The sequence below is a fragment of the Streptomyces sp. SID5643 genome (assembly GCF_009872555.1).
Classification (GTDB): Bacteria; Actinomycetota; Actinomycetes; order Streptomycetales; family Streptomycetaceae; genus Streptomyces; species Streptomyces iakyrus.
Genome location: NZ_WWIC01000085.1, coordinates 1 through 22079 on the forward strand (window position 1 = coordinate 1; position 22079 = coordinate 22079).

The 22079-nt window shown below is 69.6% G+C and carries 23 protein-coding genes and 1 pseudogene; 14 read left to right on the forward strand and 10 right to left on the reverse strand.

What is annotated here, in order from left to right; all coding sequences use genetic code 11:
* The 5 genes from GTY56_RS10740 to hppD all read right to left on the reverse strand — a co-directional run.
* Positions 1 to 625: transposase family protein (locus GTY56_RS10740; protein ID WP_161364808.1), on the reverse strand; the 625-nt coding region annotated here is incomplete at its 3' end.
* Positions 626 to 799: 174 nt separating this feature from the next.
* A complete protein-coding gene (fahA, locus tag GTY56_RS10745) occupies positions 800 to 2053 on the reverse strand; it encodes a fumarylacetoacetase (protein ID WP_161364810.1) in 1254 nt (417 codons plus the stop codon).
* Positions 2050 to 2925: a hypothetical protein gene (locus GTY56_RS10750; protein ID WP_161364812.1), complete on the reverse strand. Its 876-nt coding sequence runs from the start codon at positions 2923 to 2925 to the stop codon at positions 2050 to 2052. The genes fahA and GTY56_RS10750 overlap by 4 nt, the downstream gene beginning before the upstream one ends.
* Positions 2922 to 4127, reverse strand: coding sequence for a homogentisate 1,2-dioxygenase (locus tag GTY56_RS10755; protein WP_161364814.1), 1206 nt, complete (start codon positions 4125 to 4127; stop codon positions 2922 to 2924). The genes GTY56_RS10750 and GTY56_RS10755 overlap by 4 nt, the downstream gene beginning before the upstream one ends.
* A gap of 29 nt (positions 4128 to 4156) precedes the next feature.
* Positions 4157 to 5362, reverse strand: coding sequence for a 4-hydroxyphenylpyruvate dioxygenase (gene hppD, locus GTY56_RS10760; RefSeq protein ID WP_161364816.1), 1206 nt, complete (start codon positions 5360 to 5362; stop codon positions 4157 to 4159).
* Between the two features lie 147 nt (positions 5363 to 5509).
* Between hppD and GTY56_RS10765 the strand changes: the two genes are divergently transcribed.
* From GTY56_RS10765 to GTY56_RS10790, 5 genes are all read left to right on the forward strand, one after another.
* The gene (locus tag GTY56_RS10765) at positions 5510 to 6025 is read left to right on the forward strand and encodes an Lrp/AsnC family transcriptional regulator (protein WP_161364818.1); all 516 of its coding nucleotides are present in this window, start codon (positions 5510 to 5512) and stop codon (positions 6023 to 6025) included.
* A gap of 128 nt (positions 6026 to 6153) precedes the next feature.
* The gene (locus GTY56_RS10770; RefSeq protein WP_161364820.1) at positions 6154 to 7377 is read left to right on the forward strand and encodes a CaiB/BaiF CoA transferase family protein; all 1224 of its coding nucleotides are present in this window, start codon (positions 6154 to 6156) and stop codon (positions 7375 to 7377) included.
* A 1-nt stretch (position 7378) separates the two neighbouring features.
* Positions 7379 to 8248, forward strand: coding sequence for a hydroxymethylglutaryl-CoA lyase (locus GTY56_RS10775; RefSeq protein ID WP_161364821.1), 870 nt, complete (start codon positions 7379 to 7381; stop codon positions 8246 to 8248).
* A 7-nt stretch (positions 8249 to 8255) separates the two neighbouring features.
* Positions 8256 to 9614, forward strand: coding sequence for an SLC13 family permease (locus GTY56_RS10780; RefSeq protein WP_161364823.1), 1359 nt, complete (start codon positions 8256 to 8258; stop codon positions 9612 to 9614).
* An 874-nt stretch (positions 9615 to 10488) separates the two neighbouring features.
* Entirely contained in the window at positions 10489 to 11118 is a 630-nt protein-coding gene (locus GTY56_RS10790; RefSeq protein WP_202510016.1) for a helix-turn-helix domain-containing protein, read from the forward strand.
* 133 nt (positions 11119 to 11251) lie between these two features.
* Here the strand turns inward: GTY56_RS10790 and GTY56_RS10795 are convergent, their stop codons facing one another.
* Positions 11252 to 11461: a hypothetical protein gene (locus tag GTY56_RS10795; protein WP_161364825.1), complete on the reverse strand. Its 210-nt coding sequence runs from the start codon at positions 11459 to 11461 to the stop codon at positions 11252 to 11254.
* Between the two features lie 112 nt (positions 11462 to 11573).
* Positions 11574 to 12503, reverse strand: coding sequence for a helix-turn-helix domain-containing protein (locus GTY56_RS10800; RefSeq protein WP_161364860.1), 930 nt, complete (start codon positions 12501 to 12503; stop codon positions 11574 to 11576).
* Between the two features lie 107 nt (positions 12504 to 12610).
* Here GTY56_RS10800 and GTY56_RS10805 point away from each other — a divergent pair, with 107 nt between their 5' ends.
* The 6 genes and pseudogenes from GTY56_RS10805 (at position 12611) to GTY56_RS10830 (ending at position 17640) form a co-directional block, all read left to right on the forward strand.
* The gene (locus tag GTY56_RS10805; protein ID WP_161364827.1) at positions 12611 to 13393 is read left to right on the forward strand and encodes an MBL fold metallo-hydrolase; all 783 of its coding nucleotides are present in this window, start codon (positions 12611 to 12613) and stop codon (positions 13391 to 13393) included.
* A 33-nt stretch (positions 13394 to 13426) separates the two neighbouring features.
* The gene (locus tag GTY56_RS10810) at positions 13427 to 14071 is read left to right on the forward strand and encodes an NAD(P)-dependent oxidoreductase (protein ID WP_161364828.1); all 645 of its coding nucleotides are present in this window, start codon (positions 13427 to 13429) and stop codon (positions 14069 to 14071) included.
* Positions 14072 to 14102: 31 nt separating this feature from the next.
* A pseudogene (locus tag GTY56_RS10815) lies at positions 14103 to 14300 on the forward strand (transposase); the annotation flags it as partial.
* Between the two features lie 197 nt (positions 14301 to 14497).
* On the forward strand, positions 14498 to 15469 hold the full coding sequence (locus GTY56_RS10820) for an aldo/keto reductase (RefSeq protein WP_161364830.1): 972 nt from the start codon (positions 14498 to 14500) through the stop codon (positions 15467 to 15469).
* Between the two features lie 87 nt (positions 15470 to 15556).
* Positions 15557 to 16108, forward strand: coding sequence for a TetR/AcrR family transcriptional regulator (locus tag GTY56_RS10825; RefSeq protein WP_161364831.1), 552 nt, complete (start codon positions 15557 to 15559; stop codon positions 16106 to 16108).
* A complete protein-coding gene (locus GTY56_RS10830) occupies positions 16105 to 17640 on the forward strand; it encodes an MFS transporter (RefSeq protein ID WP_161364834.1) in 1536 nt (511 codons plus the stop codon). The genes GTY56_RS10825 and GTY56_RS10830 overlap by 4 nt, the downstream gene beginning before the upstream one ends.
* Before the next feature lie 172 nt (positions 17641 to 17812).
* Here the strand turns inward: GTY56_RS10830 and GTY56_RS10835 are convergent, their stop codons facing one another.
* Complete coding sequence (locus GTY56_RS10835; protein ID WP_062925833.1) at positions 17813 to 18487, reverse strand: lysophospholipid acyltransferase family protein; 675 nt, start codon at positions 18485 to 18487, stop codon at positions 17813 to 17815.
* A gap of 385 nt (positions 18488 to 18872) precedes the next feature.
* On the opposite strand from GTY56_RS10835, the gene GTY56_RS10840 reads away from it, so the two are divergent.
* The 3 genes from GTY56_RS10840 to GTY56_RS10850 all read left to right on the forward strand — a co-directional run bounded on the left by GTY56_RS10840 (position 18873) and on the right by GTY56_RS10850 (position 21188).
* The gene (locus tag GTY56_RS10840; protein ID WP_161364836.1) at positions 18873 to 20048 is read left to right on the forward strand and encodes a glycerophosphodiester phosphodiesterase; all 1176 of its coding nucleotides are present in this window, start codon (positions 18873 to 18875) and stop codon (positions 20046 to 20048) included.
* Between the two features lie 90 nt (positions 20049 to 20138).
* A complete protein-coding gene (locus GTY56_RS10845) occupies positions 20139 to 20633 on the forward strand; it encodes an RNA polymerase sigma factor (protein WP_161364838.1) in 495 nt (164 codons plus the stop codon).
* 57 nt (positions 20634 to 20690) lie between these two features.
* Positions 20691 to 21188: a GNAT family N-acetyltransferase gene (locus GTY56_RS10850; RefSeq protein WP_161364840.1), complete on the forward strand. Its 498-nt coding sequence runs from the start codon at positions 20691 to 20693 to the stop codon at positions 21186 to 21188.
* 97 nt (positions 21189 to 21285) lie between these two features.
* Here the strand turns inward: GTY56_RS10850 and GTY56_RS10855 are convergent, their stop codons facing one another.
* The gene (locus GTY56_RS10855; protein ID WP_161364842.1) at positions 21286 to 21717 is read right to left on the reverse strand and encodes a hypothetical protein; all 432 of its coding nucleotides are present in this window, start codon (positions 21715 to 21717) and stop codon (positions 21286 to 21288) included.
* A complete protein-coding gene (locus GTY56_RS10860) occupies positions 21698 to 22057 on the reverse strand; it encodes a hypothetical protein (RefSeq protein ID WP_161364844.1) in 360 nt (119 codons plus the stop codon). Before GTY56_RS10860 ends, GTY56_RS10855 begins: the two co-directional genes overlap by 20 nt.
* Positions 22058 to 22079: the final 22 nt, after the last annotated feature.

The following is a 22079-nucleotide window of genomic DNA, read 5'->3' on the forward strand; positions in this document are numbered from 1 at the left end:
GTTCGGCGTTGTCTTCCTCCTGGCCGCGCAGGAGCGGGCGTCCGGCTCGTCTGCGGTGCGGGACGATCAGGCCGGTGCCCATGTAGGCGCCGTCCGCGATCACGGTCGTGCCTGCCGCCACCGCGGGCAGGTCCGACTCGCGCCAGACGTGTGCATCTGCCTTGTTGCCGGGTGCCGGCCAGGAGGATGCCACCACCAGGCGGGTGTCGGCGTCGATGATGACCTGCACATTCGCCGAGAACCGGTAGTTGCGTGAGGAGGCTGCGACCTTCCGGTCACGGACCGGGACCAAGGGGCCGTCCACGATCCATAACCGGTCGTTGCCCGGCACGGGACGGGGCGCCGGCTCCAGCGCAAGCAGCGGTCGCAGGCGCTGGATGACCCGGCAGACGGTGGCGGGTGAGCAGCCGAAGAGCGGGGCGAGCTGCCGCATGGTGAGGTTCGTGCGGTAGTACACGGCCACCAGCAGCACCCGCTCGGCCAGCGGAAGACACCACGGCCGACCACCACCAGGACCGTTGCCGCCCCGTTCCCGCACCACCCGAAGCAGCCGCTCGAACCTCCCCATCCGCAACCCGGTGAACGTCTCCACCCACACCGGCTCAGCCCTCAACCCCCCACCCATACAGGCAAAACGCCCGCCACCAAGCCTTCTGCAACACCCTTTGGGGCAGGGTGTCACCGCCGGGGGCGCAGCCTTGGGGACTACCTTCAGCTGGACGGTCTCGGTGTCGCCAGCGTCGAACCACTCGCGGCGTCGGCCACCGCCTCTGCCGCGGAGGACAAGGTCTTGTCCATATCAGTCACTTCTGTGTGTCGGGGCAATCCGGCCGTGAACCTCGCCGAGTCCGAGAGTGGTGCCGCTGGGCCCGGGTGCGGTCGCGGTGATCACCACCTCGTCATGGTCTTCAAGGAAGGTGCGGGTGCTGCCGTCCGGCAGCTGCAGAGGTTCGTTGCCTCCCCAAGTGAGCTCGATGAAGGAGCCGCGTTCGGTGGCTCGGGGTCCGCTGATGGTGCCGGATGCGAAGAAGTCACCGGTGCGCAGGGAGGCTCCATTGATGGTCATGTGCGCCAGCTGCTGGGCGGCGGTCCAGTACATCGACGCGAACGGAGGCCGGGAGACGACGTGGCCGTTGAGTGAGACTTCGAGCCGGATGTCGAGGCCCCAGGGGTCGGCGTCGGTGTCGTCCAGGTACGGCAGCGGCCGGGGCGCCCGGGCGGGCGGCGCCACGCGTGCGGCCTCCAGTGCGGCGAGGGGCACGATCCACGGTGCGGCGGAGGTGGCGAAGGACTTGCCGAGGAACGGGCCGAGTGGGGCGTACTCCCATGCCTGGATGTCGCGGGCGGACCAGTCGTTGACCAGGCAGACGCCGAAGACGTGCTGGGGAAAGGCGGCGAGGTCGACCGGCCGGCCGAGAGCGCTCGGGGTGCCGACTACGAAGCCGAGCTCGGCCTCGATGTCGAGCCGGACCGACGGGCCGAAGACCACGTCGCCGTCCGGGGTGCGGCGCTGGCCCTGCGGTCGGATGACGGGGGTGCCGGAGACGACCACGGTGCCGGCGCGTCCGTGGTAACCGATCGGGAGGTGCTTCCAGTTGGGGGGCAGCGGGGGCTGGCCGGGCCGGAACAGGTTGCCGAGGTTGGTGGCGTGGTGCTCGGAGGCGTAGAAGTCCACGTAGTCGGCGACCGTGAACGGCAGGACCATCGCGGCTTCGTCGACGGCGACGAGCAGCGGCTCGAGGTCGTGACGGCGGGTCGGGTCGGTGAGCCAGTCGGTCAGGGTGGCTCGGGTGCGGGTCCAGGCGTCGGGTCCGGCGGCGAGCAGTCGGTCAAGGCTGCCGGCGGCGAACAGGGCGGCGTGGGCGGGATCCAGTCGTGCGGACGCGGCAGTGAGGTCCAAGACCTGGTCGCCGATGCGGACGCCGACCCGGGTGTCGCCGGTGGAGGTGGTGAACGCGCCGTACGGGAGGGTTTGGATTCCGAACGGGTGGTCGTCCGGCAGCTCCAGCCAGGTCCGGCCGACGGTGGTGTGGGGGCGGGTGTCGATGGTCATGGTCGGGTCTCCTCGATCAGGCCCAACGCGGTCAGGTCGTCGAGTGGCTCGTCGATGCTGCACGTGCCGAACGACTCGAACTGACGGCGCACGGAGTGGGTGGTTTCGACGTCGAGTCGGCGGAATGCCTCGGCGACCGAGGCCGGGTTGCGGTCGGCGAGGATCGAGGCGACGGACGAGGTGGGGCTGTTGGCCAGGGCGGCCGAGGTCGCCAGCAGGACGTTGAGGAAGCCGTGGTGCTCGAAGCCGGTGACAGGGTCGCGGTGGCGGACGGCGTGATGCAGGCCGGCGGTGAGCTTGAACGACAGCCGGTTGCGGATGGCGTTCCCCATGGCCGCGGCGAGCTCGTTCTCGGTCGGGAAGGCCGTGGCCGTGGTTCCGCCGGTGCGTAGTTTCAGGTGGTGGCGGGTGAGTGCCAGGGAGCGGCACAGGGCGTGGTCGACTTCGCTGACGGGGACCTCGACGTAGCCCGTCGTGTGGGCGGGCAGCTCGCGATCGAGCTGCGTGGTGAGCGCAGCGACGCGCTGCCCGCGCAGCAGCGGGACCTCGACGGCGACGAGCGTCGCCTTCGGGGTGTGCGAGGCGGCAGCGACGGCCGCGGACAGTCCGTCCATGCCGCCGGGCACGGTTACCGAGGCCTTGATCCGGGAGGCGGTGGGCAGGTGCTTCACCAGTTCCGGCCAGCGGGCGTCGGCGCAGACGAACGCCCCCACGTACGCCGCCTGCGCCGATGCCTTCCAGGCCAGGTGCCTCTCCACCGCATCGGCCATCGCGGCATTGCCGGGCGGGAAGAGCGCGGCGTCGTCGAACAGGCCTTGGAACCATGCCGTGCCCACGGGCGCCCACTCGCTGGCGTGCCGGCGTGCGGTCATGCGTCCGGACCCCGTCCTGCCCACGACCAGGCGTAGATTCCGTCGTCGGTGGCGCGGCCCCCCTCGCCGAGGGCGAGCGGACGGAAGGTGTCCACCATCACCGCGAGCTCGTCGAACTCCTCGGCCCCGACGCTGGCCTCGACGGCGCCTGGCTGCGGGCCGTGCGAGTGGCCACCGGGGTGCAGAGAGACCGATCCGACGTTGATGCCGGACCCCTTGCGGGCCTCGTAGTCGCCGCCGACGTAGAACATGACCTCGTCGGAGTCGACGTTGGCGTGGTAGTAGGGCGCCGGCACTGCCAGCGGGTGGTAGTCGACCTTGCGGGGCACGAAGTTGCAGATCACGAAGTTGCGGCCCTCGAAGACCTGGTGCACCGGCGGCGGCTGGTGGACCCGGCCGGTGATCGGCTCGTAGTCGGCGATGTTGAACGCGTACGGGTACAGGCAGCCGTCCCAGCCGACCACGTCGAACGGGTGCCGGGACACCACGTGCACCGTCCCGGCCAGGCCTCCGGGGGCCGTTCCGCGGTGCTTGACGTACACCTCCACGTCCTGCTCCTCGACCACGCGCGGCGTGGTGGGGGTGCGCAGGTCCCGCTCGCAGTAGGGCGCGTGCTCCAGGAACTGGCCGTACTGCGAGAGGTACCGCTTGGGTGGGGCGATATGGCCGTCGGCCTCGATCGCGTACAGCCGCAGCGGCCCGTCGCCGGACGGTACCCACCGGTGAGTGGTGGCCCGGGGCAGGATCACGTAGTCGCCCTGCCCGACGTCCAGGTCACCGAAGACCGTTTCCACGGTGCCGGTGCCGGACTCGACGTACACGCACTCGTCGCCGGTCGCGTTGCGGTACAGCGGCGAGGTCTCACCGACCGCCGCGTAGCCGATCCGCACATCCCCGTTGCCGAGCACCAGACGCCGGCCGGTGACCGCGTCGGTGGACTTCCACTCCTGGCCGGTAAACAGTTCGTGCAGCCTCAGGTGCCGTGGGGTCAGCGGCTCGTTCGGCACTGTGGTCTGGTCGGGCAGCTCCCAGGTGCGGGCATCGGCGATCGCCGAGGGTACGTTGACGTGGTAGAGCAGCGAGGAGTCGGAGGAGAAGCCCTCCTCGCCCATCAGCTCCTCGTAGTACAGGTTGCCGGCCGGATCACGGAACTGGGTGTGCCGCTTCGGCGGGATCTTCCCGTTGCGCTGGTAGTGGGCCATGGCGTCCTGCCTTCCTGGGGTGACCGCGGTCAGAGGTTGCCGCGTCGGTCCTGCTCGCGCTCGATGGCCTCGAACAGGGCCTTGAAGTTGCCCTTGCCGAAGCCCAGCGAGCCGTGCCGCTCGATGAACTCGAAGAACACCGTCGGCCGGTCGCCCAGGGGTTTGGTGAAGATCTGGAGCAGGTAGCCGTCCTCGTCACGGTCGACGAGGATGCCGCGCTTCTGCAGTTCTTCGATCGGAACCCGCACCTCACCGATCCGGGCGCGCAGTTCGGGGTCCTCGTAGTAGGAATCCGGGGTGTTGAGGAACTCGATACCCTCGCGGCGCAGCTCGTCGACGGTGCGGAGGATGTCGTTGGTCGCCAGGGCCAGGTGCTGGGCGCCAGGACCGTCGTAGAACTCCAGGTACTCGTCGATCTGACTCTTCTTCTTCGCGACCGCGGGCTCGTTGAGCGGGAACTTCACCCGGTGGTTGCCGGACGCGACCACCTTCGACATCAGTGCGGAGTAGTCGGTGGCGATGTCGTCACCGATGAACTCGGCCATGTTCGTGAAGCCGAGCACCTTGTTGTAGAACTCGACCCACTCGTCCATCCGGCCGAGCTCGACATTGCCGACGATGTGGTCCAATGCCTGGAAGATCCGCTTCGGGGCACCCTCGCGCTTCTGGTAGGACGAGGTGCGGGCGACGTACCCGGGCAGGTACGGGCCGGCATAGTTCGACCGGTCGACCAGCGTGTGCCGGGTCTCGCCGTACGTCGCGATCGCGGCCACCCGCACGGTGCCGTGCTCGTCGGAGACGTCGTGCGGCTCCTCGAGGACGGTGGCACCCACCGAGCGCGCGTGCTCGATGCACTTGTCGACGTCGGGCACCTCGAGAGCGATGTCGATGATGCCGTCGCCGTGCTTGGCGTGGTGGGCGATGACCGGGCTCGACGGATGGACGCCGCCCTTGAACACGAACCGGACCGCGCCGGACTTGAGCACGTAGGCCATGTGGTCGCGTTCGCCGGTCTCCGGACCGCAGTAGGCGACGAGCTCCATGCCGAACGCGGACTGGAAGAAGCGCGCGGCCTGGGTGGCGTTCCCGACGGCCCACACCGCCGCGTCCCAGCCGGTGACCGGGAACGGATCGTTTCCGGCGTCGTACTCGACGAGGCCGACGAGCTGCTTGAGGGAATCGAGGTCGAGCTCGGCGAGCCGCTCCTCGTTGGTCAGCGTGTCCTGCAGCGACATGGTCGAGGTCCTTTCGTCCAGAACGGTCATGAGAAGCAGACACCACACTTTGAGAACCATGCAATATGCCCACTTTGAAGTGGGCAAGGTGACCAGTTGGGCCCGGCAGGGGCGACCGCAGCTAGTCAAAATGGCTACCTTGGCGCCATGAATGACGCGAACTGCGAACTGGATGAGCTCGACGTGGCACTCCTCACCGCCCTCTCCGAGAACCCCCGCGTGGGCGATCTGGAGCTATCGCGCCTGACCAAGGTCGCGCGGGCAACGGTTCAGAGCCGGTTGAAGCGACTGACCGAGTCGGGCGTGATCAGCGACTGGGACCCCTCGGTGGATGCCGCAGCGGCCGGATTCCCGGTCCAGGCGTTCGTGACCCTCGAGATCGCCCAGGGGGCGTTGGACGATGTGGCCGCCGACCTTGAGGGCATCCCGCACGTCCTCGAGGCATACGTCACCACAGGCTCTTCCGATGTGCTGTGCAAGGTGGCCACACCTTCGCACCAAGAGCTGCAGGCCACGCTGGTCAGGCTGAACCGGTCCGCCTCGGTCGTCCGATCGACCAGCGTGATGGTGCTCTCTGTCCTGGTTCCCCCGCGCATTCTTCCGCTGCTGCGCACCGCCACCCCGACCCGGCCGGGCCGCGCGCCGGCTTATCGCAGGACTTGAAGACCGGGGCTACCGACCAGTACCCGATTCTCGGTCCAAGGGGTTGTCAGGGATCGAAGCGCCACCCTACGGTGTCCGCACTCTCAACATTTGAGAGTGCATAGCCAGAAAATGAGAACGGATGGCTGATGATTCCCACTTCACCACCGCCCGGCTCCTGCAGCCGTGGCCCGCTGACAGGCGTCAAGGTGCTCGACGCCGGCAACGTGTTCGCGGCGCCCTTCGCTGCCGCCCTGCTCGGTGATCTCGGAGCGGACGTCGTCAAGATCGAGGTCCCTTCGGTCGGGGACCCGCTGCGCGGCCTGCAGCCGTTCGACGGCGAGGAGTCACTGCTGTGGGCGTCGCTGGCTCGCAACAAGCGGTCGATCACTCTCGATCTCCGCCAGGACGAGGGCCGCGACCTCTTCCTGCGGCTCGTTGCCGAGCACGACGTACTGCTGGAGAACTTCCGCCCCGGCACGCTCGACCGCTGGGGCCTCGATGTCGAGACGCTGCGCCAAACCAACCCCGACCTCGTGGTCACGCGCGTGAGCGGCTACGGACAGTCCGGACCGTACGCGCCGATGCCCGGCTTCGGCACTCCGGCCACCGCGTTCAGCGGCTATGTGCACAGCACCGGATTTCCCGACGGGCCACCGGTGCTCCCTCCGATCAACCTCGTCGACTACGTCGCGGGTCTCTTCGCCGCCTTCGGAACCATGTCGGCGCTCTATCACCGCGACGCTCTCGGCGGCGAAGGACAGGAGGTCGATGTCGCGCTGTACGAGTCGATCCTGCGGTTCCTCGAAGCGTTCGTCACCCAGTACGACCGCCTGGGCACCGTGCATGAGCGCCAGGGCAACCAGGTTCCCGCGACCGTCCCCTGCGGGCTGTTCCAGGCGTCGGACGACGTGTGGATGGTGCTCTCCACCAGCACTGACAAGACCTTCAACCGCCTCGCCGCGCTGATGGGCCGCGAGGACATGACCACCGACCCCCGCTACCGCACCAACCGCGACCGGGTGCTCAACCGCGAGGCGGTCAACGGCATCGTCACCGACTGGTTCGGCGCCCGGACCGGCGAGGAGCTGCAGAAGGCCTGCGACGACGCCGGGGTCCCGGTGAGCCGGGTCAACACCATGGCCGACGTCTTCGCCGATCCGCACGTCCGGCAACGCGAAAGCCTGATCGAGGTCGAGCACCCCGCCCTCGGCACCCTCACCATGCCCGCCGTCGTTCCCCGCTTCTCCCGCACCCCGGGTGAGGTCCGCACCGCCGGCCCGGCCCTCGGCCAGCACACGTACGAGGTGCTGTCAGGACTCGGGCTCAGCGACGAAGAGCTGGACCGACTCGCCCAGGCAGGGGTGATCTGAGATGAACGTAGAAGTCACCGACGTGGTGCTGCGCGACGGGCTCCAGGACGAGGACGTCGTCGTGGCCACCCGTGACAAGATCGCCATCGCCCAGGCACTGGTCGACGCCGGCATCACCACCTTCGAGGTCGCCTCCTTCGTCAACCCCGCACGCGTACCCCAGATGGCTGACGCCGGCGACGTCGTCGACGGCACCCGTGGCCTCGGGGCGCGTCGCCTCGCGCTCGCCCTCAACGCCAAGGGAGTCCACCGGGCCGCCGCCAGCGGAGTGGAGGTCGTCGAGGTCGTTGCCTCCGCCAGCAGCGGCCACAGCCGCGCCAACGCGGGCCGCGACGTCGACCAGGCCATCGACGAGCTGGCCGCAGCGGTCGCCGAGCACCCCGGCACCGCGTTCGTCGCGGGCGTCTCCACCGCCTTCGTATGCCCGTTCGACGGCCCTGTCCCGGCCGCCCGGCTCGTCGAGGTCGTCGCACGAGTCGCCGGCATCGGCGTCGAGCGAGTCGGGCTGGCCGACACCCTCGGGATTGCGACACCCGAGCAGGTCGCAACCTCTGTTGCCGCGGTCCAGCAGGCCCTGCCGGACGTGGAGCTGGGCCTGCACCTGCACAACGCCAAGAGCCAGGCCCTCGAAACCGTCGACGCCGCTTTGGAGCTCGGGATCCGGCACTTCGACAGCGCCGTCGGCGGCTACGGCGGCTGCCCGTTCGCGCCCGGCGCGCACGGGAACCTCGCGACCGAGGCACTGGTCGCGCACCTCCACGCCCGCGGCGTGCACACCGGAGTCGACATGTCCAAGCTGGCCGGCACTGTCCAGCTGGTCCAGCAGTCCCTTGTCCGCGGCGACCGGTTTCCCGTGCGGCCAACCCAGTGAGGACGTCATGACCACCTACCTGATCTCCATGGCGGCCCTGGTCGCCGTCTTCGCGATCGCCACCCTCCGGCCCATCAACATGGGCATCCTGGGCTTCGCCGCCGCCTTCATCGTCGGCGGCTGGGTCTCCGGAATCTCCATCGAGGACATCCAGGCCTTCTTCCCCGGCGACATGTTCCTCGTCGTGTTCGGCATCACGCTGCTGTTCGGCATCGCCCGGGCCAACGGAACGATCGACCTGATCATGGAGGCCGCACTCAAGCTCGTCCGCGGCAAGCCGTGGGCGATCGTCTGGCTGATGTTCATGCTCGCCGCCGCGCTCATGGCACTCGGATCGGTGCTGGCCGTCGGCATGCTCGCCCCGATCGCCATGCCGCTGGCCAAGAAGTACGGCATCGACCCGCTGCTGATGGGCATGATGCTCAGCCACGGCGCCCTCGGTGCCGCGTTCTCCCCGGTCACCGTCTACTCGGTCGGCATCGGGGAGCTCACCCAGGACCAGGGCATCGACGTCTCCCCGGTACTGCTGTTCATCGTGCCGTTCGCGCTCAACCTGTGCCTGGCTGCGGTGCTGTTCCTCGTCCGCGGCCGCTCTCTGCTCCGGGCCACCGGCCCGGTCGGCGCCGAGGACCCGGTCGCCGTCAGCGATGGCACCACTGGTGCCGACGGCATGCCCGCACCCCGCACGCCTGTCGCCGGTTCCACCGTCACCCGGCCCCGACCCGCCACGCTGGTCACCGATCCCGTCATAGGCAAGGCCGCGGGCACCCGCCCGGCCGTCGAGAACTGGCTCACCTTCGCCTGCATCGGAGGACTGCTCGTGGCCGCCCTCCTGGACATCGACGTCGGCGTCGCGTCCGTCTGTCTCGGCGCGTTGCTGCTGCTGGCTTCGCCCAAGACCGTCGAGCCCGCGATGAAAGCGATCTCATGGCCGGCGGTGCTCCTGGTGTGCGGCATCGTGACCTACATGGGCGTTCTGACCGAAAACGGCACCCTGGCCTACGTGGGCCAGAAGGCCATCGAAATCCCGTGGCCGGTGCTGACCGCCTTGGTCATGCTGGTCGCCGTCGGCCTCATCTCCGCCGTCGGCTCCTCCTTCGGCATCATCCTGATCTCGCTGCCCCTGGCCGCGCCGCTGCTGGCCGGCGGCGAGCTCGGCGCTGTGGGATTCGTGGTCGCACTCGCCTTCTGCGCCACCGTGGTCGACGTCAGCCCTTTCTCTACCAACGGCGTCATCGTGCTCGCCAGCGCACAGGTCGAGGACACGAAGCGGTTCCAGCGCCAGATGCTGCGCTACTGCGGCTACATCGTCGTAGTCGCGCCGCTGCTGGCCTGGGCCACGATCGTGCTCCCCACCGCAGCCTGACCGAGCATCAGCCCGAGGTCGCAAGGACGATGCCGGTCTTCGGCCCACGCACACCAGGGACAACACCGTGATCATCTGCTTCGAGGGCAACACCCCCCACGTCGCCGCAAACGCCTGGATGGCAGACAACGCAAACCTGGTTGGCAGCGTCGACGTGGAAGGAGGCCCAAGCATCTGGTTCGGTGCCGACAGCAACTGCAGGACAAATGCGTCCTGCACGCCGACCCCGGCATCCCGGCCGCCATCGGCCGTCGGGTCAGCATCGGCCGCGCCGCCGTCGTTCCCGGCAGCACTATCGAAGACGGCGTCCTCATCGGTATGGGCGCCATCCTCGTGGATCGGGTGCTGGTCGGCGCCGGCTCGCTCGTGGCTGCCGGAGCCCTGATCACCGAGGGCACCGGGGTGCCGCCCGGGTCGCTGGCCGCCCGGCGTGCCGGCCAAGGTTCTCCGCCCCCTGCGGGATACCGACGAACAAGCCGTGCGGCGCAACGCCGCCGACCATGTCCGGCGCCCAGAGGTTCCACTCTGCGCTGACCGATGCCCTTCGAGCCACCGCGTGAACCCGCATGAGCCTGACGACCACTACGGACACCGCCGCGAAACAACCACTCCCGAGTCAGAGCAGCAGCGACCTGGATGACTGTCGGCGGCCACCGGCATTTCGGGGCCGTCGCGGGGCCGTCCCTGTTGGCGATCGGCGTCAGCCCTCAGGGCAACGGGACCAGCCAAATGCTGCGGGAGGGGGATAACCCCGGAGCCTTCTCCGGCCTCGCCATGGCGGGAAGTGCCGTATCGACCGCGGCCCTGCTCTCGCGTGAACCAGTGTTGAACACTGGAATTTGATTCTCAAATGATGAGAGTTTACAGTCATCAAGTGACTACAGGCGTGGAAACCGGCGTCGGCGTCCTCGACAAGGGAATGGCCATCGTCGACCTGTGTGAGCGTACTCCGTCATCCGGGAGCGAGATCGCCCGCGTATTGGGCATGACCGTGCCAACGGCACATCGACTGGCCGGCGCCCTGGTTGCACACGGGCTCTTGCAGCGCGCCGCCGACGGCCGGTTCTACCTCGGGCCACGCTTCCTGACCTCGCGCATGACCGAGCACGCGCAACCCGTGCTGGCGCGCCTGACCCGTCACATCAACGAGACATCACAGCTCTGGGTTGCCCGGGGCGAGTTCCGAGTGTGTACCGCGAGCGCGGAGGCCGAGACCGAGCTGCGAGTCAGCCTTCCGGTGGGCAGCCGTCTCCCCTTCTCTGACGGCGGGTCGGCGGCAGCGGCCCTGCTCGGCACAGTCCGCTCCGAAGGCTGGGTCGAGTCGGTCTCCCAGCGCACCGTCGGAGTCGGCTCTGTCAGCGCCCCAGTGCTTGTGGGCGACACCCCCGTCGCAGCGGTTTGCGTCATCGTGCCGATCCCGCGCGTCACGAGTTCTCCCGGACAGATGTACGGGGCGCTCGCCTGTAGCGCCGCCGCCGACATCGCAGCGAACCTCGAAGGCTGACCGGCGGTTGACCCCACTCCCGGCCGTCGGTCACCGCTGCGATCAGCACCTCAAGATACGCCTCCGCCGAGGCGTCGCCGATGTCGTCAGCCGTATTCGGGAGCTTCAGTGAGGTGAAGAAAGGCGACTGAGGTCAGCTCGGGATGTTCAGCTTCTCGTCTCCCGGAGAGCGTGATGTGCCGGAGCGGAGCATGTCGCGCAAGATCGGCATGCTGTCCCAGAGCAGACGGTCCTCGAGGACCCGGTGCTCCAGGCCCTCGAAGCCGCCCAGAGAAAGATCCGCGACGAGCGCGGCATCGCGCTGGATCCGCAGCGTGCACGGGTCAGCAGGGAAGCCGTCCACGGTCGCCGCGATTACATCTGTGTCAGTGATGAGGATCCGTGAAAATGAATCCTCGAAGGCTGATCTCGTCCTCACTCGGTTGCCCGGTCTTCGTACTGCCGACGTAGTGCTGTCAGCTGTCTTCGCCCGGGGGTGCGGCGATGGCCTGCTGGGTGCGGCGGAAGTCGCCAGGGGTGGTACCGGTGTGGCGGGTGAAGAACTTGCCGAAGTTGGTGGGTTCGGAGAAGCCGAGGCGGCGGGCGATGGTGGCGACAGGTTCGTCGGTGTGGGCGAGGAGCCGCTGCGCCTGGAGGGCGACGCGGGCGTCGATGACGTGTTTGACGGATCGTCCGGTGGCTGCCCGGCAAGCCCGGGTGAGGGTCTTGACGGTGTAGCCGAGGCGGTCGGCGTAGTCCTCGGCGCGCCGGGTGGTGGCGTAGGAGCGTTCCAGTTCGGCGTGGAAGCGAGCGTAGACCTCGCCGCCGGCGTGGGGGTCGGCGGGCGCACTGTGGCGGGGGAGGCGGTCGATGTGCAGCAGCAGCGCGGCCAGCAACAGCTGCAGGATCTCACGGGACGCGCCCTCGGGGCGACGGTATTCGGCGAGGAGTCGGGCGAGCAGGGCGGAAGTGGTGGCGTAGTCGCTGCTGGTGCCCAGTTGCCAGCAGTTGGGGGCGGACCAGTCGTCGGCGAGGCGGCTGGCTGCTGCGGTGGTTTCCGGGAAGGCGGGGGTGAACAGCAGGTGCGTGCCGTTCATCAGGCCGGGGCTGGCCAGGCGTTGCACCTGGCCGGGGCGGATCCAAAGCAGGGTGCCGGGCCGGCATGGGTACGCGACGAAGTCGACGGTGTGCTCGGCACTGCCCTGGGTGATCAGGGTGAGGGAGTGGAAGTCGGCGCGGTGGACCCGTTGCAGGCTGCCGTCGGTGACCCGGCGGTGCAGCGCGGCCAGATCGGTGATCTCGATGCCGGGAACCGGGGCGTTGGGCGGGTTGAAGCCGAACCCGGGGATGGCCTCCCCGCCCGCAGATGCGGGGGCGTGGCTCCTGCCACTGCCCGTCCTGTCCATTTCTGACCACGGCACGTCTCCATCATACCTCGCTGGCCTGCGGCGTTTCCCGGACAGTGGAAGGCGAGGACGAACAAGGACCTCTACCCACCATAAGGAGACAGGCCATGAACGGCACCATCACGGTCATCGACAAGGGCGCGGTGCGCATCCACAGCTACATGGCCCCCGATGACAGCCTGAACGTCACCACCCAGCTGATCGAGACCCCGGCGCGCGTCATCGCCGTGGACGCCCAGTACGCCCTGGCCTACGCCGACGAGGTCGTCGCCTACGCGCGCGGCCTGGGCAAGCCGCTGGACCGGGTGATCATCACCCACGCCCACCCGGACCACTTCCACGGCGCCGCCCGCTTCGGCGCCCCCGTGCACGCGCTGGCCGCGGTACGCGAGCAGATCGCTGCACAGGGCGACGGCCAGGACCCGACGGGTGCGGTGATCCCGGTCGCGGACATGACGCCAACGATGGAGGTCGTGCCGGGCACGCAGGTCATCGACGGCGTCCCGTTCGTCTTCGAGGCCCATCACGGCGGCGAGGCCGCCGACGAGCTGGTGATCAAGCTTCCCGAGCAGGGCGTCCTGGTCGCCCAGGACCTCGTCTATCACGCCACTCACCTCTTCCTCGGCAACAACGACATCCCCGGCTGGACCAAGGCCGTCGAACAGCTCGCCGCCGACCCCGCCTACGACACCGTCCTGCCCGGCCACGGCCTGCCCGCCGGCCCCGAAGTCTTCGACCAGCTGCGCCGCTACCTCACCGACGCAGGCGAGCTGCTCGGCGACGACGGCGAGGAGTACAAGCAGGCCATAACGGCGCGTCATCCCGGCTTCGGCGGCGCATTCCTGATCGACATCGGCAACCAGTACCTCTTCGGTACCGACAACACCTGACCATCGCCCCCTCCAGTGAAACGGACCCCCGACATGAGCAAGATCACCGTCTTCGGCGCCGCCGGAAAGGCCGGCTCCCGCGTCGTCGCCGAGGCCGCCGCACGCGGCCACGAGGTCACGGCCGTCGCCCGCGACCTCGACGCACTGTCCGCCCTCCCCGTTGGCGTGCAGGCGGGTGCTGGCGACGTCACCGATCCCGACTCCGTCGCCGCCCTCTCCAAGGACGCCGATGCGATCGTGCTGACCGTCGGCGGCCCGGACGCCGCCCTCTATACGAACGCCGTCGCCGCCGCCGCGTCGGCCGTCCGCGCCCTGGGCCCGGCCGGCCCACGCATCATCCACATGGGCGGCGGCGCGAGCCTCCTCAACGGCGAGGGCGTGCGCTTCTTCGACGCCCCCGGCTTCCCGGAGGAGTTCAAGCCCTACGCCATCGGCCAGATCCGCGCCCTCGACGCCTACCTCGCCCTCGGAGACGACGTGACCTGGACCTACCTGTCCCCGCCTCCGGTCCACTTCACTCCCGGCACGTGCACCGGTGACTACCGCACCGGCTTGGACCACCCTGTCGTCGGCGACGACGGCCAGGCCCGCATCTCCTACGAAGACTACGCCGCAGCCCTCGTCGACGAGATCGAAAACCCCCGCCACCTCAACCGACGCTTCACCGTCGGCTACTGAACAACCAGCTATGACGGCTTCCAGCGACACGCGTAAGACGCGCTGCCCTCTCCTGCGCGGCCAGGAGGAAGACAACGCCGAACTCCGGCGGGTGCGGGCCCGCGTCGAGCACACCTTCGCCCGGATGAAGAACTGGAAGCTCCTGCGCGACTGCCGCCAAAGGGGCGACGGCCTCCATCACGCCGTGCAGGCCGTCGCCACCATGCACAACCTCGCCATGACAGGGTGAAGCAGCAGGCCAGCCATCACCCGGACGTGCCGCCACCAAGCCTTCTGCAACACCCTTTAGCGGCGCGGGGAACCGCGCGACACGCCACGACGTGCCTGTACTCGCCGAAACACCGTGAGAACCGAGCTCTGAGGCGAAGGTCATCGCGGGTTACGTTGGGTCGGAGCCGAAACGGACCCGACCGAACGGAGCCCGCGATGCCCTTCGCCCGACTGGCAACCGCAACGACCCCCACCTGCCACATCGGACTGGGCCTCGCCGCCGTGGGGCGCCCGGGCTACATCAACCTCGGCCGCGACCAAGACCTCGGAGAGGACCGCAGCGTCGAAACGCTGCGCACCCGCACCCACGAACTCCTCGACGCCGCCTACGCCCAGGGCGTCCGCTACTTCGACGCAGCCCGCTCCTACGGCCGTTCCGAGGAGTTCCTCGCCGAATGGCTCAAGGCCAGGCCGGCCTTCGGCGACATCGTCGTGGGCAGCAAGTGGGGCTACACCTACACCGCCGGCTGGTCCACGGACGCCGAACAGCACGAGGTCAAGGACCACACCCTCGCCACCTACGAACGGCAGCGCGCGGAGAGCGAGACGCTGCTCGGCGACCGGCTCGACCTCTACCAGATCCACTCGGTGACCCCGGACAGCCCGGCGCTCACCGACAAGGAACTGCACGCCAGGCTCGCCGAAGCCGCCGAGCGGGGCCTCACCGTCGGCTTCTCCACCAGCGGCCCCGCGCAGGCGGAGGCGATCCGCGCCGCCCTCGCCGTGACGGTCGACGGCGAACCCCTCTTCCGCACGGTGCAGTCCACATACAACGCGCTGGAGACCTCCGCCGCCCCCGCGCTCGCCGAGGCGCACGACGCCGGGCTCACCGTGATCGTCAAGGAGGGCATGGCCAACGGCCGACTGGCCGGGCCGCACGCCCCGCAGGTCGTGCGGGAGATCGCCGAGCAGGCAGGGCTGGGCTGCGACGCCGTCGCCCTGGCCGTCATCCTCCGGCAGCCCTGGGCCGGTGTCGTCCTCTCCGGCGCCGCGACCACCAACCAGCTCGCCTCGAACCTGCACGCTGCGGTCGTCGACCTCGACGACGACCAGCTGACCCGCCTCGCCACCCTGACCGAGGAGCCGCGGGCGTACTGGGAGCGCCGCGCGCAGCTGCCCTGGCACTGAGCACCCTCCGCCCCACTGGCGCGGCAGCCGTGAGCCACGCATACTCCGTGTGAGACATTCATGTCTCATATGAGGTACGCTCGTCTCATGGCTGTCGATCCTGAGCACGTGCTGCGCGCCGCCGCGGCCCTGCTGACCCGCAAATCCACCGCGACCATGGACGAGGTCGCCAAGGCCGCCGGGATCAGCCGGGCCACGCTGCACCGCCACTTCGCCGGACGTGACGCCCTCGTCCGGGCGCTGGAGGCGCTCGGCATCGCGGAGTGCGAGGCCGCGCTGGACGCGGCCCGGCTCGACGAGGGCACGGCGAGCGACGCCGTACGCCGGCTGGTCGGAGCCATCGAGCCGGCCGCCGGACTGCTCGCGTTCCTCTACACCGAGAACCAGCTGTTCGAGGGCGAGGAGCAGAACGCGGGCTGGGCCCTGATCGACGAGCGGATCTCCGCCCTGTTCCGCCGCGGCCAGCTCAGCGGCGAGTTCCGCATCGACCTCACGCCCGCCTGGCTCACCGAGGCGCTGTACGGCCTGATGGCCTCCGGCGCCTGGCTGGTGCACAGCGGCAAGGGCGCGCCCAAGGACTTCCAGCACATGATCGTCGAGCTGTTGCTCGGCGGCGCACTCAGGAGAGAGGAATCATGACCAGCACCCTGCAGCCGGCGTCGACGAGCGAGGTGGTGAACCGCCCGGGCCGCTGGCTCGCGCTCGGCGTTCTCGTGCTCGCCGTGCTGCTGGTGGCCGTCGACGCGACCGTCCTCGGTCTCGCGACTCCCTACATCAGCGAGGACCTGAAGCCCTCCGGCACCCAGCTGCTGTGGATCGGCGACGTCTACTCGTTCGTCATCGCCGGTCTGCTCGTCTCCATGGGCAGCCTCGGCGACCGCATCGGCCGCAAGCGGATCCTGCTCGTCGGCGCCACGGCGTTCGGCGCGATATCCGTGTTCAACGCCTATGCCACGACCCCCGAGATGATGATCGTCGCGCGGGCCCTGCTCGGCGTCGCCGGCGCGACCCTGATGCCGGCCACGCTCGCCCTGATCCGCAACCTCTTCCACGACCCGCGCGAGCGCAGTCTCGCCGTCGGCATCTGGGGCGCCACCGCCTCCGCCGGTACGGCCGTCGGCCCGATCGTCGGCGGGTTCCTGCTGGAGCACTTCTGGTGGGGGTCGGTCTTCCTCATCAACCTGCCCGTGATGGCCGTGCTGGTCCTGGTCGGGAGCAAGCTGCTGCCCGAGTCGCGCACCGCCGACCCCGGCCCCTGGGACCTGGCCAGCGTCGTGCTGTCGCTGGTCGGCATGATCGGCGTCGTGTACGCGATCAAGGAGGCGGCGACCCATGGCTTCGCATGGACCACCCTGGCCGCGGGCCTGCTGGGGGCGGCCGCCCTGTATGGGTTCGTCCGCCGTCAGCTCAGGCTCCCGACGCCGCTGCTGGACATGCGGCTGTTCCGCAACCGCGGTTTCAGCGGGGCGGTGCTGGCCGATCTGCTGACCATCCTCGGCCTGTCCGGGCTGGTGTTCTTCCTGTCGCAGTACCTGCAACTCGTCCAGGGCAGGCGCCCCTTCGAGGCCGGGCTGGCCGAACTGCCCGCGGCGATCGGCGCGGTGGTGGCCGGACTGGTCGCGGGGCGTGCGGCCCGGCGCTTCTCGGTGCGGGCGGCCGTCTCCGGTGGCCTGGCGGCGATAGGCCTGGCCTTGGCGGCGCTCACAGTGCTCGGCCAGTCAACCGGCTATCCGCTGCTCGGGACCGCGCTCCTCGTGGTCGGCGTGGGCGCCGGCCTCTCGTTCACCGTGACCGCCGACGTGATCCTCTCCAGCGTGCCCAAGGAGCAGGCGGGCTCCGCGTCCGCGGTCTCCGAGACGGCCTACGAACTCGGTGCCGCGCTCGGCATCGCCGCGCTCGGCTCGATCGTGACCGGCGTCTACCGCGACTTCACCGGCCCCGCGGGCACCCCGGCCGCGGCCCACGAGTCGCTGGGCGGCGCGGTCGAGGCGGCGGCACACATGCCCGCCCACAGCGCCGGCGTGATGCTGGACGCGGCCCGCACGTCCTTCGTCGACGGCCTGGCCCTGGCTGCGGGCGTGGGCGCGACGGTCCTGCTGGCCGCGGCGGTGGCGGCGTGGTTCCTGCTGCGGGGCCAGAAACTGGAAGACGGCGGAACGGAACCCGCGTGAGGTTCACGCCCTGAAAGGGGCGCGGGGAACTGCGCGACACGGGCCCGGGGTTCCACCCGACCACGTCCGGGGGTAACGCCGTCAGGGGCGCGGGGAACTGCGCGACAAGCCCCCACAACCCGCAGTCGCCAACGGCTCCCAGCCCCCGACGCCCGCCCGCGCCTCGAAAAACCTACGCCGCTTCCTTCGCCTTGCTCGCGTACATGTCCACGTACTCCTGCCCGGACAACCGCATGACCTCCGCCATCACCGAGTCGGTCACGGCCCGCAGCACGTAGCGGTCCCGGTCCATCCCCTCGTACCGGGAGAATTCCATCGCCTCACCGAACCGCACGGTGACCTTGCCCGGCCGCGGCAGCCCCGCCCCGCCCGGCTGCAACTTGTCCGTCCCGATCATGGCGAAGGGAACCACCGGCGCCCCCGTCATCAGGGTCAGCCGGGCGATCCCCGTCCGCCCCCGGTACAGCCGCCCGTCGGGCGACCGCGTCCCCTCCGGGTAGATGCCGAACATGCGGCCTTCCTCCAGCACCCGCCGCCCGGTCATCAGCGCCGCGACACCGCCCCGGCCGCCGTCGCGGTCCACCGGGATCATGCCGACGCCGGTGAAGAACCAGGCCATCAGCCGGCCCTTGAGGCCCTTGCCCGTCACGTACTCGTCCTTGCCGATGAAGACGACCTGACGGTCGCAGACCAGCGGCAGGATCATCGAGTCGATGAACGTCAGGTGGTTGCCGGCCAGGATGACCGGGCCGTTGCCGGGAATGTGCTCCGCACCCTCCACCTGTGGGCGGAACATCAGGCGCATGACCGGGCCGAGCACTGCCTTGATGAGTGCGAAGCGGGACAACGGACCCTCCGGTGTCAAGGGGTTCTGTATGAGTCTGTGCAGGTGAGGACGATACTCGCGGCCCCGGGCATCGCGCACATCGGGCACGGCGACTTCACCCAGGTCTTACGCATTGTTGACGCGTGTTTACCTGCGGTGACGCGCAGCCGGACGAGCGAAACGCCGGCGACATGATGTGACACACATCGCCCCGGAGCACATCGAACGCGTTCCCAGAACCGCCCGACCGAATCGAACAGACACGACGGACCGTCAATTCATCCTCCCCACCAGCCACTACGACATCCGACGTCACCCGCGTGTTCGGCCCGAGGTCTCCCACCGGTCATGTACGCGCCCCTACGATCGGCCCGCACTGACGAGCCGAAGGGCAGGGAGGGCGCTCATGGGAACGCAGGAGTCGAACGAAGAAACGAGCGGTGCCGGAGCGGGCGGAACCGGACGGCGGGCTCTGCTCGGCGCGGCGGTCCTCGGTGCCGGGGGAGCGGTCCTCGGCACGGCCGGCGCCGCGCGAGCGGACGGCGCCCGGGGCGGCGGCGGACCGGGAAGCCTGCCCAGGCCGACGATCATCGGCCACCGCGGCGCCAGCGGCTACCGTCCGGAGCACACCTTCGGGTCGTACCAGCTGGCCCTCGACATGGGCGCCGACATCGTCGAGGCGGGCGACCTGGTCCCGACGAAGGACGGACACCTGGTCTGCCGTCACGAGCCGGAGATCGGCGGCACCACCGACGTCGCCGACCACCCCGAGTTCGCCGGCCGCAAGAAGACCAAGCTGCTCGACGGCGTCTCCACCACCGGCTGGTTCACCGAGGACTTCACGCTCGCCGAGCTGAAGACCCTGCGCGCCGTCGAACGCATCCCGGCCAACCGTCCGCACAACACCCTCTACGACGGCCGCTGGGAGATCCCCACCTTCGAAGAGGTCCTCAGATGGCAGGAGGAGCAGACCCGCAAGCGCGGCAGGCAGGTGTGGATCTACCCCGAGCTCAAGCACCCCACCTACTTCCGCAAGCAGGGCCTGCCGCTGGAGGAGCGCGTCGCCAAGCTGCTGCGCAAGTACCGCAAGGACCGGCGCACCTCCCCGGTCATCCTCCAGTCCTTCGAACCGACCAGCGTCCAGAGCCTGCACAGGCTCGTCGACAACCCGCTCGTCGTCCTGCTGTCCTCGGCGAACTCCCGCCCCTGGGACTTCGTCGAGACCGGCGACCCGCGCACGGTCGCCGACCTGGTCAAGCCGGCCGGCCTCAGGGAGATCGCCTCCTACGCGCGTGGCATCGGCCCGACCCTGGACCTGGTCATCCCGCGCGACGCCCAGGGCCGCCTCACCCGGCCCACGACGCTCGTCTCCGACGCGCACAAGGCCGGCCTGATCCTGCACCCGTACACAATGCGCAACGAGAACCCCTTCCTGCCCGCCGACTTCCGCAAGGGAACGGACGCGGACGCCTACGGTGACGTCTTCGGCGCGTACAAGGCGTACTTCGCGACCGGCATCGACGGCGTCTTCACCGACCAGCCCGACACGGGTCTGCTGGCCCGCGAGGACTTCAACGGCTGAGCACGTCAACGCCTGAGTTCACACCCCCCGGTCGAGTGAGCTTCGGCCGTCCGGGCAACCCGCCGCCCGGGCGGCCGCGTCGCTCCGCATATGACGCACGACCTGGTCACCGCCCTGCGCCCGCTGCTCACCGCCGAGGCCTCGGCGGAGGCATATTCCGCCGGAACCGAGCCTGGCGACCTGGAGCAGGCGGTCTGGCTCCGCCTGCTGGAGCGCCTCGACGCCGAGGGCCCGCCGCTCGACCCGCAGCAGTGGCTCCGCCGTGCCGTCCGCTCCGAGGTGCGCCGCACCCGCCGTACGAGCCGTCTCGAACGGCCGTACGCAGGTGAACCGGTCGACGACCCGGACCGCGATCCCGAACAGCTCGCCCTCGCCGCGGCCCGCGGCCGGGCCCTGCGCGAGGCCGTGCGCCGCCTCCCGGGCCGCTGCCCCCGGCTGATGGAGGCCCTGCTGTCGCCGCAGGACCTGACATACCGGGAAATCGCAGGGGAGTTGGGTATCTCACAGGGGAGCCTTGGCCCGGAACGTTCCAGATGTCTCGGATGTCTCCGAAGATTGCTCACACCGGAGGTTGCGGCCCGCTGAGGACGGGGATAGGAGTGGGGGACGACCGGTGATCAGATGAGCGGGAGGCGTGCGCACATGGGCATGAGCGTGACCATCTCTGCGGCGACCGAGCAGGACGCGGAGCAGATCTTCAGACTGCAGTACCTGTGCTTCCAGACGGAGGCGGCCCTGTACGGGAACTACCGCATCGACCCGCTCGTCCAAACCCTCGACTCGGTCCGCGAGGAGGTCACCCGCGACTGCGTTTTCGTGGCCCGGCTCGGTGAGGAGGTCGTCGGCTCGGTCCGCGGCTCGGTCACCGAGGACGGTGCCGCCGGCATCGGCAAGCTCTGCGTCCACCCGCGCCTCCAAGGGCACGGCATCGGCGCCCGCCTGCTCCGGGCAGCCGAGTCCGCCCTCGCCGACCAGCACGGCGCCACCCGCTTCCGCCTCCACACCGGCCACCGCAGCGAGGGCAACCTCCGCCTCTACCGCAAGGTCGGCTACGAGACGGTGGGCACGTCCCAGGGCGCGGACGGCGTACCGATGATCGTCCTGGAGAAGCCGGCGAGCACGTACGCGGCGACGGCGTGATGACCGGCCTTCTTCAGGGGCGCGGGGCTGTGCCCATATGCGGCTCCGCCGCGTGGGCGCTATGAGCCACGGACGGCCCGCGGCCGCCTGACGAACCTCAGGCGGCATCCCCGTCGCGCGCACGGGAAGCCCGCAGCCAGTAGATGGCGGACACCGGCAAGATCACCGGAATGAAGAGGTAGCCCATCCCGAAGTCCGACCACACGGTCGCATCCGGAAACGCCGACGGCTCGATCAACGTCCACGTCCCCACCGTCAGCACGCCCACCAACTCGGCGACACAGCACGCCAGCGCAGCCCTCCGCGCCGTCTCCCCGCCCCGCACCAGCGAGTACGTGATGAACCCGTACACGACACCGGCCACCGCCGACAGCGAGTACGCGAGCGGCGCCCGGTCGAACTCGGTCGCGATCTGATACGCGGACCGCGACACCGCCCCCACGACCATCACGCCGTACAGCCACACCAGCAGCGTGCCCGGACCGCTGATCAGCCGGCGCCGGCTCACCTCAGCCTCCCCAGATGTCATAGAGGCGCACCTCCAGCACCGCCAGCACCACACCGCCGGCGGCCACCGTCACCGAGCCCCACCGCGTCCGCTCGGCCAGCGACATGAACCCGGCCGCCGGGACGCAGGCGAACGCCCCCAGCAGATACGCCACGAAGATCGTCGTGCCCTGCTCCGGCTTCTCGCCCCGCGCGAGCAGCACGATCCCGGCCACCAGCTGGATCAGCGACAGCAGCGTGACCACGGCCATCCCGATGAAGTGCCAGTCCTTCGTCGGCTGGTCGCGGTAGGCCGCCCAGCCGCACCAGGCGGCGAGCAGCAGCGCGGCGACGCCGGTCACCAGCGTCAGGGCATCAAGCATGCTGCGACCTTATTACGGCCGA

Bases quoted from the DNA above. Each gene is read 5' to 3' on its own strand.
- GTY56_RS10770 (WP_161364820.1), top strand. From the start codon at position 6,154: ATGATTCCCACTTCACCACCGCCCGGCTCCTGCAGCCGTGGCCCGCTG.
- GTY56_RS10805 (WP_161364827.1), top strand. From the start codon at position 12,611: ATGAACGGCACCATCACGGTCATCGACAAGGGCGCGGTGCGCATCCAC.
- GTY56_RS10820 (WP_161364830.1), top strand. From the start codon at position 14,498: ATGCCCTTCGCCCGACTGGCAACCGCAACGACCCCCACCTGCCACATC.
- GTY56_RS10860 (WP_161364844.1), bottom strand. From the start codon at position 22,057: ATGCTTGATGCCCTGACGCTGGTGACCGGCGTCGCCGCGCTGCTGCTC.
- GTY56_RS10825 (WP_161364831.1), top strand. From the start codon at position 15,557: ATGGCTGTCGATCCTGAGCACGTGCTGCGCGCCGCCGCGGCCCTGCTG.
- GTY56_RS10755 (WP_161364814.1), bottom strand. From the start codon at position 4,127: ATGGCCCACTACCAGCGCAACGGGAAGATCCCGCCGAAGCGGCACACC.
- GTY56_RS10810 (WP_161364828.1), top strand. From the start codon at position 13,427: ATGAGCAAGATCACCGTCTTCGGCGCCGCCGGAAAGGCCGGCTCCCGC.
- GTY56_RS10780 (WP_161364823.1), top strand. From the start codon at position 8,256: ATGACCACCTACCTGATCTCCATGGCGGCCCTGGTCGCCGTCTTCGCG.
- GTY56_RS10845 (WP_161364838.1), top strand. From the start codon at position 20,139: ATGACGCACGACCTGGTCACCGCCCTGCGCCCGCTGCTCACCGCCGAG.
- GTY56_RS10840 (WP_161364836.1), top strand. From the start codon at position 18,873: ATGGGAACGCAGGAGTCGAACGAAGAAACGAGCGGTGCCGGAGCGGGC.
- GTY56_RS10855 (WP_161364842.1), bottom strand. From the start codon at position 21,717: ATGACATCTGGGGAGGCTGAGGTGAGCCGGCGCCGGCTGATCAGCGGT.
- fahA (WP_161364810.1), bottom strand. From the start codon at position 2,053: ATGACCATCGACACCCGCCCCCACACCACCGTCGGCCGGACCTGGCTG.
- GTY56_RS10850 (WP_161364840.1), top strand. From the start codon at position 20,691: ATGGGCATGAGCGTGACCATCTCTGCGGCGACCGAGCAGGACGCGGAG.
- hppD (WP_161364816.1), bottom strand. From the start codon at position 5,362: ATGTCGCTGCAGGACACGCTGACCAACGAGGAGCGGCTCGCCGAGCTC.
- GTY56_RS10750 (WP_161364812.1), bottom strand. From the start codon at position 2,925: ATGACCGCACGCCGGCACGCCAGCGAGTGGGCGCCCGTGGGCACGGCA.
- GTY56_RS10830 (WP_161364834.1), top strand. From the start codon at position 16,105: ATGACCAGCACCCTGCAGCCGGCGTCGACGAGCGAGGTGGTGAACCGC.
- GTY56_RS10775 (WP_161364821.1), top strand. From the start codon at position 7,379: ATGAACGTAGAAGTCACCGACGTGGTGCTGCGCGACGGGCTCCAGGAC.
- GTY56_RS10800 (WP_161364860.1), bottom strand. From the start codon at position 12,503: ATGGACAGGACGGGCAGTGGCAGGAGCCACGCCCCCGCATCTGCGGGC.
- GTY56_RS10765 (WP_161364818.1), top strand. From the start codon at position 5,510: ATGAATGACGCGAACTGCGAACTGGATGAGCTCGACGTGGCACTCCTC.